Annotated in this window: 15 protein-coding genes; 8 read left to right on the forward strand and 7 right to left on the reverse strand. The window is 70.2% G+C overall.

What is annotated here, in order from left to right:
* The 4 genes from VGL85_RS04650 to VGL85_RS04665 form a co-directional block, all read left to right on the forward strand.
* A partial coding sequence (locus tag VGL85_RS04650) for a hypothetical protein (RefSeq protein WP_331586483.1) occupies positions 1-367 on the forward strand: 367 nt, incomplete at its 5' end.
* Positions 368-692: 325 nt separating this feature from the next.
* On the forward strand, positions 693-1514 hold the full coding sequence (locus VGL85_RS04655; protein WP_331586485.1) for a Cof-type HAD-IIB family hydrolase: 822 nt from the start codon (positions 693-695) through the stop codon (positions 1512-1514).
* Positions 1515-1552: 38 nt separating this feature from the next.
* Positions 1553-2494, forward strand: a complete 942-nt coding sequence (locus VGL85_RS04660) for a class I fructose-bisphosphate aldolase (protein WP_331586488.1) — start codon at positions 1553-1555, stop codon at positions 2492-2494.
* A 30-nt stretch (positions 2495-2524) separates the two neighbouring features.
* The gene (locus tag VGL85_RS04665; protein ID WP_331586490.1) at positions 2525-3394 is read left to right on the forward strand and encodes an SMP-30/gluconolactonase/LRE family protein; all 870 of its coding nucleotides are present in this window, start codon (positions 2525-2527) and stop codon (positions 3392-3394) included.
* Positions 3395-3400: 6 nt separating this feature from the next.
* On the opposite strand, the gene VGL85_RS04670 is transcribed toward VGL85_RS04665, so the two are convergent.
* The 4 genes from VGL85_RS04670 to VGL85_RS04685 form a co-directional block, all read right to left on the reverse strand.
* Positions 3401-3814: a YybH family protein gene (locus VGL85_RS04670; RefSeq protein ID WP_331586492.1), complete on the reverse strand. Its 414-nt coding sequence runs from the start codon at positions 3812-3814 to the stop codon at positions 3401-3403.
* Positions 3815-3934: 120 nt separating this feature from the next.
* Positions 3935-4933 carry an aspartyl protease family protein gene (locus VGL85_RS04675; protein ID WP_331586494.1) on the reverse strand — a complete coding sequence of 333 codons (999 nt, stop codon included), beginning with the start codon at positions 4931-4933 and terminating at the stop codon, positions 3935-3937.
* Between the two features lie 148 nt (positions 4934-5081).
* A complete protein-coding gene (locus VGL85_RS04680; RefSeq protein ID WP_331586496.1) occupies positions 5082-5651 on the reverse strand; it encodes a gluconate 2-dehydrogenase subunit 3 family protein in 570 nt (189 codons plus the stop codon).
* Positions 5651-7378, reverse strand: a complete 1728-nt coding sequence (locus tag VGL85_RS04685; protein WP_331586497.1) for a GMC family oxidoreductase — start codon at positions 7376-7378, stop codon at positions 5651-5653. Before VGL85_RS04685 ends, VGL85_RS04680 begins: the two co-directional genes overlap by 1 nt.
* 119 nt (positions 7379-7497) lie before the next feature.
* On the opposite strand from VGL85_RS04685, the gene VGL85_RS04690 reads away from it, so the two are divergent.
* The 4 genes from VGL85_RS04690 to tdh all read left to right on the forward strand — a co-directional run bounded on the left by VGL85_RS04690 (position 7498) and on the right by tdh (position 11451).
* On the forward strand, positions 7498-8085 hold the full coding sequence (locus VGL85_RS04690) for an XRE family transcriptional regulator (protein ID WP_331586499.1): 588 nt from the start codon (positions 7498-7500) through the stop codon (positions 8083-8085).
* A gap of 84 nt (positions 8086-8169) precedes the next feature.
* Positions 8170-9027, forward strand: a complete 858-nt coding sequence (locus VGL85_RS04695; protein WP_331586501.1) for a hydroxypyruvate isomerase family protein — start codon at positions 8170-8172, stop codon at positions 9025-9027.
* A 146-nt stretch (positions 9028-9173) separates the two neighbouring features.
* Positions 9174-10412, forward strand: a complete 1239-nt coding sequence (gene kbl / locus VGL85_RS04700) for a glycine C-acetyltransferase (protein WP_331586503.1) — start codon at positions 9174-9176, stop codon at positions 10410-10412.
* A gap of 13 nt (positions 10413-10425) precedes the next feature.
* Positions 10426-11451, forward strand: a complete 1026-nt coding sequence (gene tdh, locus VGL85_RS04705) for an L-threonine 3-dehydrogenase (protein ID WP_349257105.1) — start codon at positions 10426-10428, stop codon at positions 11449-11451.
* A gap of 30 nt (positions 11452-11481) precedes the next feature.
* Here tdh and VGL85_RS04710 read toward each other — a convergent pair whose 3' ends face one another.
* The 3 genes from VGL85_RS04710 to VGL85_RS04720 all read right to left on the reverse strand — a co-directional run bounded on the left by VGL85_RS04710 (position 11482) and on the right by VGL85_RS04720 (position 16113).
* Positions 11482-13107, reverse strand: a complete 1626-nt coding sequence (locus tag VGL85_RS04710) for a carboxylesterase/lipase family protein (protein WP_331586507.1) — start codon at positions 13105-13107, stop codon at positions 11482-11484.
* A gap of 19 nt (positions 13108-13126) precedes the next feature.
* Positions 13127-13819 carry a TetR/AcrR family transcriptional regulator gene (locus tag VGL85_RS04715; protein ID WP_331586509.1) on the reverse strand — a complete coding sequence of 231 codons (693 nt, stop codon included), beginning with the start codon at positions 13817-13819 and terminating at the stop codon, positions 13127-13129.
* Between the two features lie 110 nt (positions 13820-13929).
* Entirely contained in the window at positions 13930-16113 is a 2184-nt protein-coding gene (locus VGL85_RS04720; RefSeq protein ID WP_331586511.1) for a TonB-dependent receptor, read from the reverse strand.
* Between the last annotated feature and the right edge of the window lie 103 nt (positions 16114-16216).

Raw genomic sequence — 16216 nt, forward strand, 5'->3', positions numbered from 1 at the left:
GATCGAGACGCTGGCCCAGAAGGCCGAAGCCGGCGCGGCCGAGCGCCAGCGCCTGGCGGCCATCTCCAATCGCGTGCGCCATCCCGTCGATGTGCAGAAGGACCGGGTGTGCGCGCTCCTGAAGCGCCTGCTGTGGACCGAGTCCGAAGGCGACAGCGAAGAGTTCGACGTCCTCTACGATGACCTTAGCGCGCGCCTCGACGAGGCCGCCCGCGACCCCGCCTTCCTCGACATCCCCATCGAGGCCCTCGCCGGCCGCATGATCGCCGACATGGGCCTCTCCGGAACCTTCACCCTCAGCGTGGGCGAGGCCCCGGCGGCGCAAGCCACGCCCCAGCCCACACCCCAGCCTGCAGACACCGGCTAACCCCCCCCCCTCCCCGCTCATCCCGGCGAAAGCCGGGACCCAAGCTGAGTTTCAGAACGACACCCCACCTCGACGACAGCCTTGAGGCCGCATGGATCCCCGCCTTCGCGGGGATGAGCGGAGGCATGGGAGGGCGGAGGGCGCCAAGTGGCGTTCAAACCCCGGAACCCACACGACCGCCCCCTTTCCGTGTGGTCCGTGTGTTCCGGGGTTCAAATCCTTCCTTTTCCGGCCGCCAAAAAGTCACCGCCCGCCGTGCGTTCCGTGATCCAATGGGCCCGGCGCCCCGCCGTCGCGGGGGCTGAGTGGAACAGGGGTCGACGCGTTGGGCGCAGGATCGGACATCCGGCTGCTGCTGGCCGACGTGGACGGCACCCTGATCACCAACGACAAGGTGCTGACCGAGGCGGCGCAGGCCGCGGTGCGCGACCTGGACCGCGCGGGCATCGCCTTCGCCATCACCAGCGGGCGGCCGCCGCGCGGCATGCGCATGCTGGTCGAGCCGCTCGCACTGCGCACCGCCATCGCCGGGTTCAACGGCGGGGTGCTGGTCCACCCCGACCTGTCGGTCATCGAGAGCCATCCGCTGGGCGGCGCCGTCGCGCGCCAGGCGCTGGACCTGATCCTGGGCCAGAGGCTGGACGCCTGGGTCTATACCGAGGCCCAGTGGCTGATCCGCGACCGCGACGCGGGCCACGTGGCGCGCGAAGCCTGGACGGTGAAGTTCGAGCCCAAGGTGGTGGCGACCTTCGCCGAGGCCGACCTGGCGGCGGCGGTGAAGATCGTCGGCGTCAGCGACGACCTCGACCGGGTCGCGGCCTGCGAGAGCGCGGCCGGCAAGGCGCTGGGCGATCGCGCCAGCGCCGCCCGCTCCCAGCCCTACTACCTCGATGTCACCCACCCGCGCGCCAACAAGGGCGCCGTCGTCGAGACCCTGTCGCGGCTGATGGGCGTCGCGCCGGCCCAGATCGCCACCATCGGCGACATGCCCAACGACGTCCTGATGTTCGCCAAGAGCGGGCTCTCCATCGCCATGGGCAACGCCAGCGAGGCGGTGAAGGCCCGGGCGGGCGCGGTGACCGACAGCAACGAGAACGAAGGCTTCGCCAAAGCCGTTGAGAGGTTTGTGCTGCCGGCCGGCCGATGATCCCGCCGCCTCGGCGGCCGGGCTCAAAGGAGGCTTCGATGACGCCGCGGGTACGCGAGATCCTGAGCTGGTACGGCGCCGATAACATAGGTTCGCTGACCAACCTGGCCCGGCTGTTGAACCACGGCCGGCTGGGCGGCACGGGCAAGCTGGTGATCCTGCCGGTCGACCAGGGCTTCGAGCACGGGCCGGCGCGCTCGTTCGCGCCCAATCCGCCGGCCTACGATCCGCGCTACCACTTCGAGCTGGCGATCGCGGCGGGCTGCAACGCCTATGCCGCGCCGCTGGGGTTCCTGGAGGCCGGCGCGCGGGAGTTCGCCGCGGAGATCCCGCTGATCCTGAAGGCCAACGACGCCGACGTGCTGCGCGACGACCCCGACCCCGACCAGGCGCTGACCGCCAGCGTCGACGACGCGCTGCGGCTGGGCTGCTGCGCGGTGGGCCTGACCATCTATCCGGGCTCGGCGCACCAGATTTCGATGTTCGAGCGGCTGCGCGCCTATGCCGAGGAGGCCAAGGCGCGGGGGCTGGCGGTGGTGGTCTGGTCCTATCCGCGCGGCTCGAGCCTGAGCAAGGCCGGCGAGACCGCGGTCGACGTGATCGGCTACGCGGTGCAGATCGCCGCCCAGCTCGGCGCGCACATCATCAAGGTCAAGCTGCCGAGCGACCACATCGAGCAGGACGCCGCGCGCAAGGTCTATGAGGCCCAGGCCATCCCCATCGCCACGGCGGCCGAGCGCGTGCGCCACATCGTCCAGTGCGCCTTCGCCGGCCGGCGCATCGTGATCTTCTCCGGCGGCGCCAAGATCGACGACGACGAGGCCCTGCTGGACGAGATCCGCGCGATCCACGCCGGCGGCGGGTTCGGCTCGATCATCGGCCGCAACTCCTTCCAGCGCCCCAGGGACGAGGCCCTGAAGATGCTGGGCGCGGTGATGGACATCCACGCCGGACGTGCGCCGGCGCGCGCGGGTGTATAGCGGTGACCGGTCGGGGCGAGGGAGAGCGGCATGGCGCGGCAGGCCAAGGTGCTGGCGGGCGGGATCAGCTTCGGCGAGGGGCCGCGCTGGCGTGACGGGCGGCTGTGGTTCAGCGACTTCTTCGACCATGCGGTGAAGACGGTGAGCGCCGAAGGCGAGGTCGCCGTGGCCTTCACCCTGGACGACCAGCCCTCCGGCCTGGGCTGGCTGCCGGACGGCGACCTGCTGGTGGTCTCGATGACCAGGCGCCGGGTGCTGCGTCGCGGCGCCGACGGCCAGCTCTCGCTGCACGCCGACCTCTCGGGCCTGGCGACCTGGCACTGCAACGACATGACCGTGGACGCGCAGGGCCGCGCCTACGTCGGCAACTTCGGTTTCGACTACGAGGCGGCCATGGCCGAGCGCGGGCTGGAGGGCGTGGTGGCCGACTGCCCGACCGCGCGCCTGGCGCTGGTCGAGCCGGACGGGACGGTCCGCGCCGTCGCCGACGACCTGAAGTTCCCGAACGGCGCCATGATCACCCCGGACGGCAAGACCCTGATCATCGGCGAGACCTTCGCAGGAAGGATGAGCGCCTTCGACATCGCCGCCGACGGCGGGCTGTCCAATCGCCGCGTCTGGGCCGAGATCTTCCCGCGGCTTCCGGACGGCGCCTGCCTGGACGCCGAAGGCTGCGTCTGGATCGCCAATCCCGCCGCCCCGGAATGCGTGCGGGTCGCCGAGGGCGGCGCGGTGCTGGACATTATCGAGACCGGCCTGCCCTGCTACGCCTGCATGCTGGGCGGCGAGGACGGGCGCACCCTCTTCATGATGACCTCGCAGCCGGACCCGGCGGGCGGCAAGCCGCGCGGCCAGATCGAGACGGCGCGCGTGGACGCAGGCCACGCCGGGCGGCCCTGAGGCGGTCTAGTCCCTCGCCGGAACGGAGTGGTGCTCGTGGACGATCCGCCACTCGCCCGCCGTCTTGCGAAGCCCGACGGTCAGCCGGAACAGGAAGCCGTCGGCGTCGGCCGGGGTGGCTGAGGAGTCCGGCCCGCACCACAGGATCGCCGCGGCGAAGGCGACGTCTGCGCCCGCGGTCACCGACAGCTCGCGGAAGTCGAAGGCCGTGCCGGGCTGGTGGTAGCGGAACAGCAGGCCCCAGGTCTCGGCGTAGGCCTCGATCCCGCGGCATTGCAGCGGCGGCGGCAGGTCGAACATCAGCATGTCCGGCTCGTGGTGCGCCAGGATGGCGGGCAGGTCGTGGCGGCGCACAGCGTCCGCCCAGGCCTCGAGCAGGGCCCTGATCCGGGTTTCGTCGAGGCTGGCGGGTTCGGACATGGCTCTCGGGCTCCCTTGCGCCATCCCAGGACGAACGCGGGCCGGCAAAGCCGACAGGCGTTCGTGACTTTCGTCCAGCGATGTCCCCAGCCTGGCCGAAAGCGGGGCTGCTTCGCGCGCCTAGCGGCCCTTGCCGTCGCCGCTCGAGGCGGTCTCGGCGGGGGCTGCGGATCGGAACACCGGGCCGCCATCGTAGCTGAAGTAGAGTTTCTTCTGGCTGTTGGCGACATAGACGTGGTGGGCCAGGAAGAAATCCGCGCCGATCAGCACGTCGAAGTCCTCGGCGTTGGATTCGCCGATGGCGAGCTTGGCGTTCTTGATCTCCTCGTCGCCGATCTTGACGCTGGCGAAGGTGGCGACCCAGGTCTTCACCGCGCCGTCGAGGCCGTGGCTGTCGCCGGCCCGCTTCACTCCCGTATCGGTGGTGTGGACGCCGACCTTGGCGGCGGCGTGGGCGGTGATGAAGGAGGTGTCGGCGCCGGTGTCGAACCAGGCGCGCAGCTTCTCGCCGTTGACGGTGATCTCGGCGATGGTGTGGCCGTTGTAATGCCCCTCGGTCTCCAGCGGGACCATGGAATAGGTCATGCCGGGCTTGACCCAGTAGGCCAGTTCGGTGGTCTCGCAGCCCTGCGGCTGGACCAGGCGCAGGACGCCGTTCTTGAAGTCGTATTCGTCGTCGGCGGTGTGCAGCAGGTTCTGGCCGATCAGGCCGACGGCGTCGGCGCCGACATTGGCGCCGGTGGTCAGGAATTTCACGTTCGGGAAGGTCGAGCCGCCCACCTCGAAGGTGGGCGCGATGACGATGCCGGTGAGCTCCTGGTCGCCGCGCACGCCGGAGGTGACCGTGTTGGCGGCGCTGGGCACCAGGGAGCCCATCTTGGGCGCCGTATAGGGCTGAAGCTTCGCCTGGGCGGCGAACCCGCCGGTGAGGAAGCTGGCGAAGGCCCCGGAATCCAGGACCAGCTTCACCGGCTTGCCGCTGATCTTCACCGACACCAGCGGGCGCAGGCCCTGCATGGTCACCGGCACCTCGGCGGTGGCCAGCTTGCAGGCGGCCTGGGCCTGCAACGGGGCGAGAAGCGCGGCCGTCGCCAGCGCCGCAATCGAAACAGTCTTCATGAGATTTCCGGAAAACCGCGTGGCCAGGGCCCGCGAACGATCATGTCCCTGCCTCACAATAGGATCGGACGGCGAGGCTTTCGAGGCCCCGGGACGAGATGTCTCAGCTCTGCCTTGCGGCGGAGCCCCCGCCTTCAGCCGCGCCCGATCAACTGGTGGCCCAGACGCGCCCGATCTCCTTCAGCGGCACGCAGCCGCGATAGGCCCCGGGCACCGGATCGTAGCGCGCGGCCTTGGTGGCCCCGGCCTGCGAGGTGAAATAGGCCGTCGTGGTCAGGCCCTTCAGCGTGTTCCAGTAGTGCGGAACCGGCGGGCGGGCGCGGTCGGCGGCGCGCTGGTCGGCCTCGACCTCCGACAGCAGGGCGACCTTCTGGTCCTGGGTGAGGGCGGAGAAGTTGGCCGCGCCGCGCGTCCGCGCCCGTTCGTCGAGCTGGTCGATCCCGGCCCTCAGCCGCGCGGCGGCCGGCGGATCCAGCCATTCGGCGGTCCAGCGGTCGATGGCCTGCGGCGCGCCGGCGGCGATGGCGCCGGGCGTGTCGGTCTCCGGCACGATGGCCTCGCAGACGGCGCAAAGCGTGCGCGCCTGGTCGAGGCTGAGCGCCCTGGGCGCCCAGTTCAGCGGGGCCGGCGCGCCCTGCGCCCGGGCGATGACCGGCAGGCCCCAGGCCGCGATGGCGAGGCCCGCGAACACATCGCGGCGCGAAGCTTGAAGGGTCATCACAGCTCTCCCTTCTTGCCGGCGGTGACCGCGAAGTCCACGGCCCGGGCGGTCAGCGCCATATAGGTGAGCGAGGGGTTCACGCAGGCGGCCGAGGCCATCGCCGCGCCGTCGGTGATGAAGACGTTCTTGCACTCCCACATCTGGTTGTGGGCGTTGAGCACGCTGGTCTTGGGGTCGCGGCCCATGCGCGCGGTGCCCATCTCGTGGATGCCGAGGCCGGGGCCGTAGTCGCCGTCCACCGCGCGCACGTTCTTGAAGCCGGCGGCCTCCAGCATCTCGGCTGCGGCCGTGGCCATATCCTTGCGCATGGCCTTTTCATTGTCGCGGATCGAGACGTCGAAGGTCAGGGTGGGCAGGCCGTGCTTGTCCTTCACCGCCTTGTTGAGGGTGATGCGGTTGTCGGCATAGGGCAGGATCTCGCCGAAGCCGCCCAGGCGGATGCCCCAGGGACCGGGCTCGGTCAGCGCCGCCTTGCGGGCCGCGCCGACGCCTTCGACATTGCGGTCCCAGCCCGCGCGTCCGGCGCCGCCCTGGTAGCCGAAGCCGCGCATGTAGTCCTTCCGCGCGGTGGCCGCGTCGCCGAGGTTGCGGAAGCGCGGGACGTAGATGCCGTTCGGCCTTCGCCCCGAATAGTACATGTCCTCGAAGCCCTCGACACTGGCGCCGGCGCCCACGCCCAGGTGGTGGTCCATGACGTTGCGGCCCACCTGGTCGCTTTCGTTGCCGAAGCCGTTGGGATGGCGGCGGCTGGTGGAGTTGAGCAGGATCCAGGCGGTGTTGATCGCAGACGCGCACACGAAGATCACCGGGGCGTGGAATTCCTCGACCTGGCCGGTGGTGGCGTCCTGCACCCGCACGCCCTCGGCGCGCGGCTTCTTCGGGTCCTGGATCAGTTCGGTGACGATGGAGTTGGGCCGGATGGTCAGGTTGCCGGTCCTCTCCGCCGCCACCAGGGTCGCGGCGTTGGAGCTGAAATAGGCGCCGAACGGGCAACCGCGGACGCAGAGGTTGCGGTATTGGCACTTGCCGCGGCCGAGCGCGGTCTGTTCGGCGGTCGGCGCGGTCAGGTGGGCGGCGCGGCCGATGGTGATCCGCCGTTCGGGGAAGCGCGCTTCGGACTTCGCCTTGAAGGCGCGCTCGACGCAATTCATCTCCATCGGCGGCTGGAACCTGCCGTCCGGCAGCTGGGCCAGGCCCTCGGTCTGGCCGCTGACCCCGATGAAGGTCTCCACCCGGTCGTACCAGGGAGCGATGTCGGCGTAGCGGATCGGCCAGTCGGTCCCCACGCCCTGCTTGCCGTTGGCTTCGAAGTCCAGGTCCGAGTGGCGGTAGGTCTGCCGTCCCCAGGTCAGCGAGCGGCCGCCCACATGGTAGCCGCGGATCCAGTCGAACCGCTGGGTCTCTGTGTAGGGGTCCTCGTGGTCCTTGACGAAGAAGTGCTTGGAATATTCGGTGACCGCATAGCCGGTGCGCTTCTGCACCGGATAGACCGCGTCCATCTCGGCGGTGGGCAGCTGGCCGCGCGGGTACTCCGCGCCCCAGGGCGGGGTGTTGGCGGTGGGGTAGTCGGCGATGTGGCGCACCATCGGGCCGCGCTCGAGCACCAGGGTCTTCAGCCCCTTGCGGGTCAGTTCCATGGCCGCATAGCCGCCGACGATGCCGCTGCCCACGACGATGGCGTCGTAGCTCCGCTCGTCGTGCGCGCGGTTGTTCACATTGGCCATGGCTCGACCCCCAAAGACGTCAGGCGACGCTATCCGGCATCGCGCGGGCCGACAATCGCGCGTGGCTTGACCGGCCCCCACCTTGACCGGAAAGGGCGGCGTGCCGCCTAGATGCGACGATGAGCGCCTCCGCCGCCAAGCCGCGTAGCCCGGCGCCCCTGCTGGGGCCGCGCCTGAAGGCGATCCGCCGCTCGCGCAACCTGTCGCTGGACGATCTGGCGGCGCTGTCGGGCGTGTCGAAGTCGATGCTGAGCCAGGTGGAGCGCGGCCAGGCCAACCCGACCTTCGCCACGCTTTGGAGCCTGACGACGGCCCTGGAGTTGGACCTTCCGGAGCTGATCGGCCTGCAGTCCTCGGTCAGCCATCCCGGAATCGAGGTGACGGCCGGCGGCTTCACGCCGGAGATCCGCACCGACGACGGGCTCTGCACGCTGCGCATCCTGAGCCCCACCCAGTCGGCCGGCCAGATCGAGTGGTACGACCTCAGCCTGCAGCCGGGCGGGGCGCTGGTCTCCGCGCCGCACGCCCGCGGCGCGCGCGAGCACCTGACGGTGCGCGAGGGCGTGCTGCAGGTGGCCTCCGGCGGCGACAGCGTTGAGGTGATCCAGGACGCCACGGCCCGCTACGCCGCCGACGTGCCGCACGCGATCCGCAACCTGGGCCGCAAGGCGGCCCGCGCCCTGCTGGTGGTGGCGCACGGGCGATAGGCCGGCCTTCGTCCCGGCACGCGCGCGCCGATGGACTCATGATCAAAGGTCACGTTGTCTGGCGGCGTAACTCAGGAGAGCACGATGGCGTCCGGACTCTCGCGTCGGCGTTTTCTGGAAGCTTCGGCGATCGTCCCCGCCGGCGCCGCGAGCGCCGCGGCCGCGCAGGACGCGCCGGCGGCCGGCCGGCTGAAGCAGTCGGTGTGCCGCTGGACGCTGCGGGGCGAGCTTGCCGACGTCTGCGGCCGGCTGAAGGCGCTGGGGTTCCAGGGCGTCGACCTGCTCTACCCGGACGAATGGGACGCGGCCCGCGCGGCGGGCCTCACCTGTTCCATGGGCTACGCCAGCCGACGCAAGAACTTCATCCCCGACGGGTTCAACGACCCCAGCCTGCACCCGATGCTGATCGAGGAGCTCAACGCCGCGATCCCGCGCGCGGCTCAGGCCGGCGTGCCCAACCTTATCGCCATGTTCGGGAACCGACGCGGCCGCAGCGACGCCGAGGGGATCGCCAACTGCGTGGCGGGCCTGTCGAAGGTCGCGCCGCTCGCCGAGCAGCACGGCGTCACGATCTGCGTGGAGCTGCTGAACAGCAAGGTCGACCACCACGACTATCAGGGCGACCACACCGCGTTCGGCGCCGAGGTGATGCGCAAGCTGAATTCGCCGCGCATGAAACTGCTCTACGACATCTACCACATGCAGATCATGGAGGGTGACGTCATCCGCACCGTGCGCGAGCACCAGGCGTGGATCGGGCACTTCCACACCGGCGGCGTGCCCGGGCGGCACGAGATCGGCGAGGCGCAGGAGTTGAACTATCCGGCCATCGCGCGTGCGATCGCCGACGTGGGCTTCCAAGGCTTCGTGGCGCACGAGTTTATCGCGACCGGTGAGCCCTACGCGGCGCTCGCCGCCGCGCGCCGCGCCTGCCTGGTGTGATGCCACGCGGCAGGGGTTGACGGGACGAACGGCGGAAGACGAGCGCAGAATTCCGCTATCGTGGACAGCGTGTCGCATATCCTGCATAACGCACCCGTTCCCGCGCCGGCGCGTTTGAGGGCGGGGCGATTCCCGGAGGTGGCGGCATGCGCAACGACTTCTACACGCGGATCGCCGGCGAGCTGGCGGACATCGAGCGCCAGGGCCTGACCAAGCCCGAGCGGGTGATCGGCTCGCGGCAGGGGCCGGTGGTGCAGGTGCGCCTGGGTGACGGGCGCACGGTCGAGGCGCTGAACTTCTGCGCCAACAACTACCTGGGCCTGGCGGGCGATCCGCGGGTGGCCGAGGCCTCGGCCAAGGCGGCGCGCGAGGCCGGCGCGGGCATGGCCTCGGTGCGGTTCATCTGCGGCACGCAGCAGGTCCACAAGGAGCTGGAGGCGGCGACCGCCGACTACCTGGGCTATGAGGACGCGATCCTGTTCGCCGCGGCTTTCGACGCCAACGGCGGGGTATTCGAGCCCCTGCTGGGCGAGGGCGATGCGATCGTCTCCGACAGCCTGAACCACGCCTCGATCATCGACGGGGTGCGGCTGTGCAAAGCCGAGCGCAGGCGGTTCGCGAACGGCGACATGGACGCCCTGGAGGGCGAGCTGAAAGCGGCGCGGGCTGGCGGCGCCAGGACCCTCGTGATCGCCACCGATGGCGTCTTCTCCATGGACGGCCATATCGCCAAGCTGGACCAGATCACCGCGCTCGCCGACCGCTACGACGCCCTGGTGCTGGTCGACGACTGCCACGCCACGGGCTTCCTGGGCGACGGGGGCCGCGGCTCGGCGGCCTATCGCAAGGTGGAAGGGCGCATCGACATCCTGACCGGCACCTACGGCAAGGCGCTGGGCGGGGCGATGGGCGGCTTCGTGGCCGCCCGCAAACCGGTAGTCGAGATGCTGCGCCAGCGGGCGCGGCCCTATCTGTTCTCCAACGCGTTGGCGCCGTCGGTGTGCGGGGCGGCGCTGGCGGCCATCGACATCGCCCGCGGCCTGGAGGGCGAGGATCTGCGCGGCCACCTGGCCACCAATGCGCTGCGCTGGCGCGCGGCGCTGGAGGACGCGGGCTTCGACCTGGTCCCCGGCGAGCATCCGATCGTGCCGGTGATGCTGGGCGAGGCGCGGCTGGCGCAGGACCTGGCGGCCGAGCTCCTGACCCGAGGGGTGTTCGTCACCGGCTTCTCGTTCCCGGTGGTGCCGCGCGGCCAGGCGCGGATCCGCACCCAGCTTTCCGCCGCCCACACGCCTGAGCACCTCGACATCGCCGCCAAGGCCTTCGCCGAGGCCCGCGACGCGGTGGTCGCGCGTTCAAAGTCCCAGCCCGTTGGAGTCGCCTGAAATGACCGCGCACATGCTGGGGCTGGCCAAGCTGGAGCCCGCCGAGGGCCTGTGGAGCACGCAGGCCGACGTGCCGGCCTGCGGGCCGGACGAGGTGCTGATCCGCATCCGCCGCACCGCCATCTGCGGCACCGACCTGCACATCTGGCGCTGGGACGACTGGGCCAAGGCGACGATCCCGGTGCCGATGATCGTGGGCCATGAGTACGCCGGCGAGATCGTCGAGATCGGCAAGGCGGTCACCCGCAAGCTCCACGTCGGCCAACGGGTCTCCGGCGAAGGGCACATCATCGACATGAACTCGGCCGCCGCGCGGGCCGGGCGCTTCCACCTGGACCCCGGCACCAAGGGCGTGGGCGTCAACCGGCAGGGCGCCTTCGCCGAATACCTGGCGATCCCCGCGTTCAACGTCGTGCCGCTGCCCGACGAGGTGAGCCTGGACATCGGGGCGATCCTCGATCCGTTCGGCAACGCGGTGCACACCGCCCAGCAGTTCGACCTGATGGGCGAGGACGTGCTGGTCACCGGCGCCGGGCCGATCGGCATCATGGCCGCGGCCGTGGCGCGCCGGGCGGGCGCGCGGAGCGTGGTGATCACCGACCAGAACCCCTATCGCCTGTCGCTGGCCGAGAAGCTGGCCGACGTGCGGCCGGTCGACGTGACCCACGAGGAGCTGGCCGATGTGCAGCACGAGCTGGGGATCGAGGGCGGCTTCGGCGTGGCGCTGGAGATGTCCGGCGCGACGGCGGCGATCAGCCAGGCGGTGGACGCCCTGGCCATGGGCGGCAAGCTCGCCCTGCTGGGCATCCCGGGCAAGTCGATGGACGTGGCCTGGTCGCGGATCATCCTGAAGGCGCTGACCATCAAGGGCGTCTACGGCCGCGAGATGTTCGAGACCTGGCGCAAGATGTTCGGCCTGATCCGGGGCGGCCTGGATCTGGAGCCGCTGATCACCCACCGCCTGGACGCCAAGGACTTCCGCCAGGGCTTCGACGCGGCGCTCAGCGGCCAGGCCGGCAAGGTGGTGCTGAGCTGGTGAGGCGCCGGCCCCAGCCCTCGACCTCCAGCCCTAACCGCAGCCGCCCGCCTTGGGCGGAAGGGGCGGGGCCCAGAGGCCGACGTTCCAGTTCCAGGGCTGAGTTCCGGCCGCGCGGCGACGGCACATCACCGCCTCGTTGAGTTCGTACATGCCGGGCTCCGGATGCACGGCCGGTTCGGGCGCCGCGCGGAAGGCCATGTAGGCGCGGGTCCCGTCATAGGCGCGCCAGGCCGGCTGGCCGGTGGCGACGGGCTTTCCGGTGGCCGCGAAGCTCGTCCAATAGCCGACCATGGCGTCGGAGAGGGCGGCCTCGCCGGGGGTCGACGGCGGCTTGGGCCAGGCCGGCGGCAGGCGGGCGATGGAGCCGAAGACGAACGGCAGCTCGCTGGCATGGAAGGCGTGCAGGCCCTTGTCGTCGGCGGCCGGATAGCCATGGTCGAAGCGGTAGAGGTAGGCGCTACGGCCCACCGCGGTCTGCTTGATCGCCAGCCGCTCGGCGGTCCAGCCGTAGAGGGCGTCGCGGGTGGCCGCGATGATACTCTCTTCCAGGTTGGTCGGCGGATAGAGCTTCAGGAAGGGCTGGGCGAGGTCGCCGTAGCTGGCGCGGATGGCGGATTCATAGGCCTGGGCGCTGGCCGGGGGGCGCGGGGCCAGCGCACGCAGCGAGCGGATCTCGCCGCTGTTGAACCCGGCCAGGATCGGCACATGGGCCTGTTCGCCGCGGTCGAAGGCGTCCACGAGCTGGCTCGGCAGCAGCTTGCCGTCGATAGCCCCGAACGGCGCGAAGCCTGGCGTGTTGGTCAGCTTGGCGGGGTCCATGGCTCGCAGCGCCGCGAGGCTCTTCGCACCCAGCCTGGCGGCGAACTTGGCGCCGGACTCCTCGGCCGAGGGCGCGCCGTAGCGGGCGGCCTTCAGATCCGGGGTGGAGACCATGTAGGCGCTCTCGGCGATGGCCTTGGCGAACAGGCCGCGGGCCGGCGGCGCGGTCAGCAGGTACATGACCGACAGGCCGCCGGCGGATTCGCCGGCGATGGTGACGTTGGCCGGATCGCCGCCGAAGGCCGCGATATTGGCCTTCACCCAGCGCAGGGCCTCGATCTGGTCCAGGAGGCCATAGTTGCCGGAGACGCCGCCTTGCTCGGCGCTGAGCTCCGGGCTCGCCAGCCAGCCCAGGACGCCCAGGCGGTAGTTGATCGACACGACGATGACACCACGCTTGGCCATGGCGGTCCCGTCGTAGGTGGGCTCGCTGGAAAAGCCGGTGGTCAGCGCCCCGCCGTGGATCCAGACCAGCACCGGGGCGTGGCGCGCCCCTTTCGGCGTCCAGATGTTGAGGCTGAGGCAGTCCTCGCTCATGCGCGGCGGGTTGTCGGCGTAGATGCTGCCCGGCGGCGACAGTGGCTGCCAGCAGGCCGCGCCGAACTGCGTCGCCTGGCGCACGCCGGACCAGGGCTGCGTCGGCTTCGGGGGGGCCCAGCGCAGCGGCCCCACGGGAGCCTGCGCGTAGGGGATGCCCTTGAAGACCTCGATGCCGCCCTGCGCCTCGCCTTCCACCGCGCCGGCCGGGGCGCGCACGACCGGGCCCGGCGCAGCGAGGGCGGCGAGCGGCGCGGCCAGGGCGACGATGGCCAGGAGAACGGACAGGGTCTTCAGCATGGGCGCAGCCTTTCCCTGGTCAGCGCCGCTGGGCCAGGGCCTGGAAGCCCGCGGCCATGAACCTCGCCATGCGCGCCTTCACCGCGGCGAAGTCGTCGGAATGGCAGAGGCCGCCGGACAGCCGGTCGATGCGGCCGGTGCGGGCCAGGGTGTTCATCAGCGAGCCGGTCACGAAGTGGTAGCCCCAGAAGATGTCTTCCTCCGGGGTGTCGGGCAGGGCGCGCTTGAGGATCGAGACCAGCTTGAGGACCACCGGATCGAAGTAGCGGTCCATCAGCACCGCGCCCTCGGGCATGTTGCTGGCGAGCGCGCCGAAGGCGGCATAGTTCATCCAGGCCTCGCCGCCCTGGATGTAGAGGTCGAAGTCGGTGTCCAGGAAGGCGTGCAGCGCGCCCTCCACCGTGGGCTGGTCGCCGGCCTCGGCGGCGTAGCGGTCCAGGGCCGCCATCCGCCGCCCGCTGGTCACCGGGGCGCGGCGGGCGAACACCGCCTCGAACAGGCTCTTCTTGTCGTCGAAGTAGTAGTGCATCAGCGTGGTGTGGACGCCGACCCGCTGGGCGACGTCGCGCAGGGTCACCCCGTGCAGCCCGTGCTTAGAAAACAGGAATTCAGCCGCGTCGAGGATCTGCTCAAGCGTCTCGGCCCGCTGCTCCGCCTTGGTGCGACGGACCCGCTTGGACGCCGCCTCGGACTTTCGGGAACCTTCGGACATCGGTTCCTGCTCTCCACGCCCCCGGCGACCCTCGGCGGAGCCGCCCCCCGCCGCCACGTCGGCAGGCCACAGGGGGCTTGTCAATCGCACGGACTCTCGCCGGCCCCGGCTCAGAACGACTTCGTGACCCGGATCCCGAACTGCCGCGGCGGGCCCGCGATCCGGATCGGCGACACCGCGGCGGCGACGTATTTGTCGTTCGACAGGTTGGAGCCGTAGAGCGTCGTCACGAGATCCCCATGCGCCCAGGCCAGCGACGCGCCCAGGATGTCGCGGGCGTCCAGGAAGTCGCCCGCCGCCCGGTTGTCGAACAGCGTCGCCCACTGGTCGGAGATGTGGCTGTAGCTCACCGCCGGCGTCAGCGTGTCCTTGTCCGCCAGGTGGAAGACGTACTGGGCGTAGACGTTGAAGGTGAAGTCCGGCGCGTAGGTCTGCGGCTTGCCGTTCAGGTTGATGCAGGCGGTCGTGGCCGGGCCGGTGGTGGGGTTGCAGGTCCCGGCCGCCGGCAGGCGCGGGTCCTCGGTGAAGAAGGTGCCGAGTTCGCTGTGCTCGAGGCCGACGCCGACGTTGAACGAGAAGTCGCCGAACACCGCCTGGGCCGAGGCCTCCACACCGTAGAGCTTGGTGGGGTTGGGGACGTTCTGCTCGGTCGTCTGGGTCGGCACGGCGGGGATCGGCAGGGTCACCTGGAAGTGCTCGAAGCTGTTGTAATAGGCGCCGAGCTGGGTGCGCAGGTGGTTGTCCAGCAGGCTCGACTTCAAGCCGATCTCGTAGTCGGTGACATATTCCTGGCCGAACGGGGCCGGGATGACGCCGCCGCCGAAGTCCAGCGCGGTGTTCAGGCCGCCGGGCTTCGCGCCGCTGGCCACGAAGGCGTAGACGAAGTTGTCGGCGTCGACCTTCCAGTTCAGCGCCACCTTGCCGGTGATGTTGTTGCCCGTTTCGGTCTGGTTCTGCGGGAAGAACAGGCCGAATTCCGGAACATCGAAGATGGCGCGGTTGGTGGTGCTCCACTTGGTGTAGCGCGCGCCCACCTGCAGCTGCAGGCCGTTGTCCCAGTTCCAGCTGCCCTGGCCGAAGACCGCGGCGGTATAGGTCGGGTTGACGCCGTTCAGGTCCTCGTCGATGCCGCCCGGCGGGAAGCCGATGTCGAACTGGTTCGCCGGGAAGTCGTAGCGGTTGTTCTGGTAGTAGGCGCCCAGCACCCAGGTGAACGGCCCCTTGTCGGGCGAGATGATGTTGAATTCCTGCGACCAGATGCGCTCGTCCACCGCCTCGGCGATGGTGACGACGTTGGTGGTGGACGCGGTGCCGTCGATGTCGCCGGTCCAGGCCGAGCGACCTTGCTGGTAGCCGCTGATCGAGCGCAGATCGATGCCGTTATCCAGGGTGTAGTCGACCTTCAGGATCGAGCGGACGAGGTTGTCCTGGGCGTAGGTCTTGAAGTTGTTCGAGAAGGTGAACAGGTTCGACGTGCCCTGGTTGGTCAGGGCGTCGCCGAAGTAGCCGCCGTTCTGCAGGAAGCTGAAATCGGTCTTCCACAACACCTTCAGCTTGTCGTTGGGTTGCCAAAGCACGCCCAGCCGCCCGCTGCCCCACTTCACGCCCGGATCGCCCGTCCAGGGGCCGCTGATGTGGTAGAAGCTGTTGCGCTCCTCGGTGTTGAACGACACCCGCGCGGCCAGGGTGTCGCTGATCGGCAGGTTCACGGCGCCCTGCAGGCCCCAGTCCGAATAGTTGCCGAGCTGGCCCTGGATGTAGCCGGTGTAGCCGCCGTTGATCTTCGGATCGACGGTGTTGACGATCACCGCGCCGCCGGTGGCGTTCTGACCTGAGAAGGTGCCCTGCGGGCCGCGCAGGATCTCGACGCCGGCGACATCGTAGTAGGGCTCTTCCTGGATGTAGCCCGGGAAGGTGGCGACCCCGTCGCGATAGGTGACGACGCCGGTGCCGGTCTGGCTGTTGTGCTCGCCCTTGCCGATGCCGCGAATGTCGAAGTCGTTGCCCTGGCCGAAGTTGTTCACGGTCAGCGAGGGGCTGACGAACTGCAGCTGGTCGACGGTGACGATCCCCTGCTTCTGCAGGTCGGCGCCGGTCATGACGGTGGCGGCGATCGCGGTCTGCTGCAGGTTCTCGTTGCGCCGTTCGGCGGTGACGATCAGCTCCTGGACGGTGGCGCCGCTGTTGTCGGCGACCTTCTGTGGCGCGGCCTGCGCCACGGCCGCGCCGCTCCAGCCCAGGCTCAGGCCCAGAGTGATGGCCGACGCGCTCAGCCACAGTGCTTGGGTCTTCATGGTTCCTCCCCGTGCCTCAAGGTCCCTGCGTCAGAGACCCGCGCTCTGCGGCGCATGGGGGCGAAGCTGGAGCCAGTTCGCTCGGCCGTCAATGCTAATTATA

The organism is Phenylobacterium sp. (assembly GCF_036501465.1).
Taxonomy (GTDB): Bacteria; Pseudomonadota; Alphaproteobacteria; order Caulobacterales; family Caulobacteraceae; genus Phenylobacterium.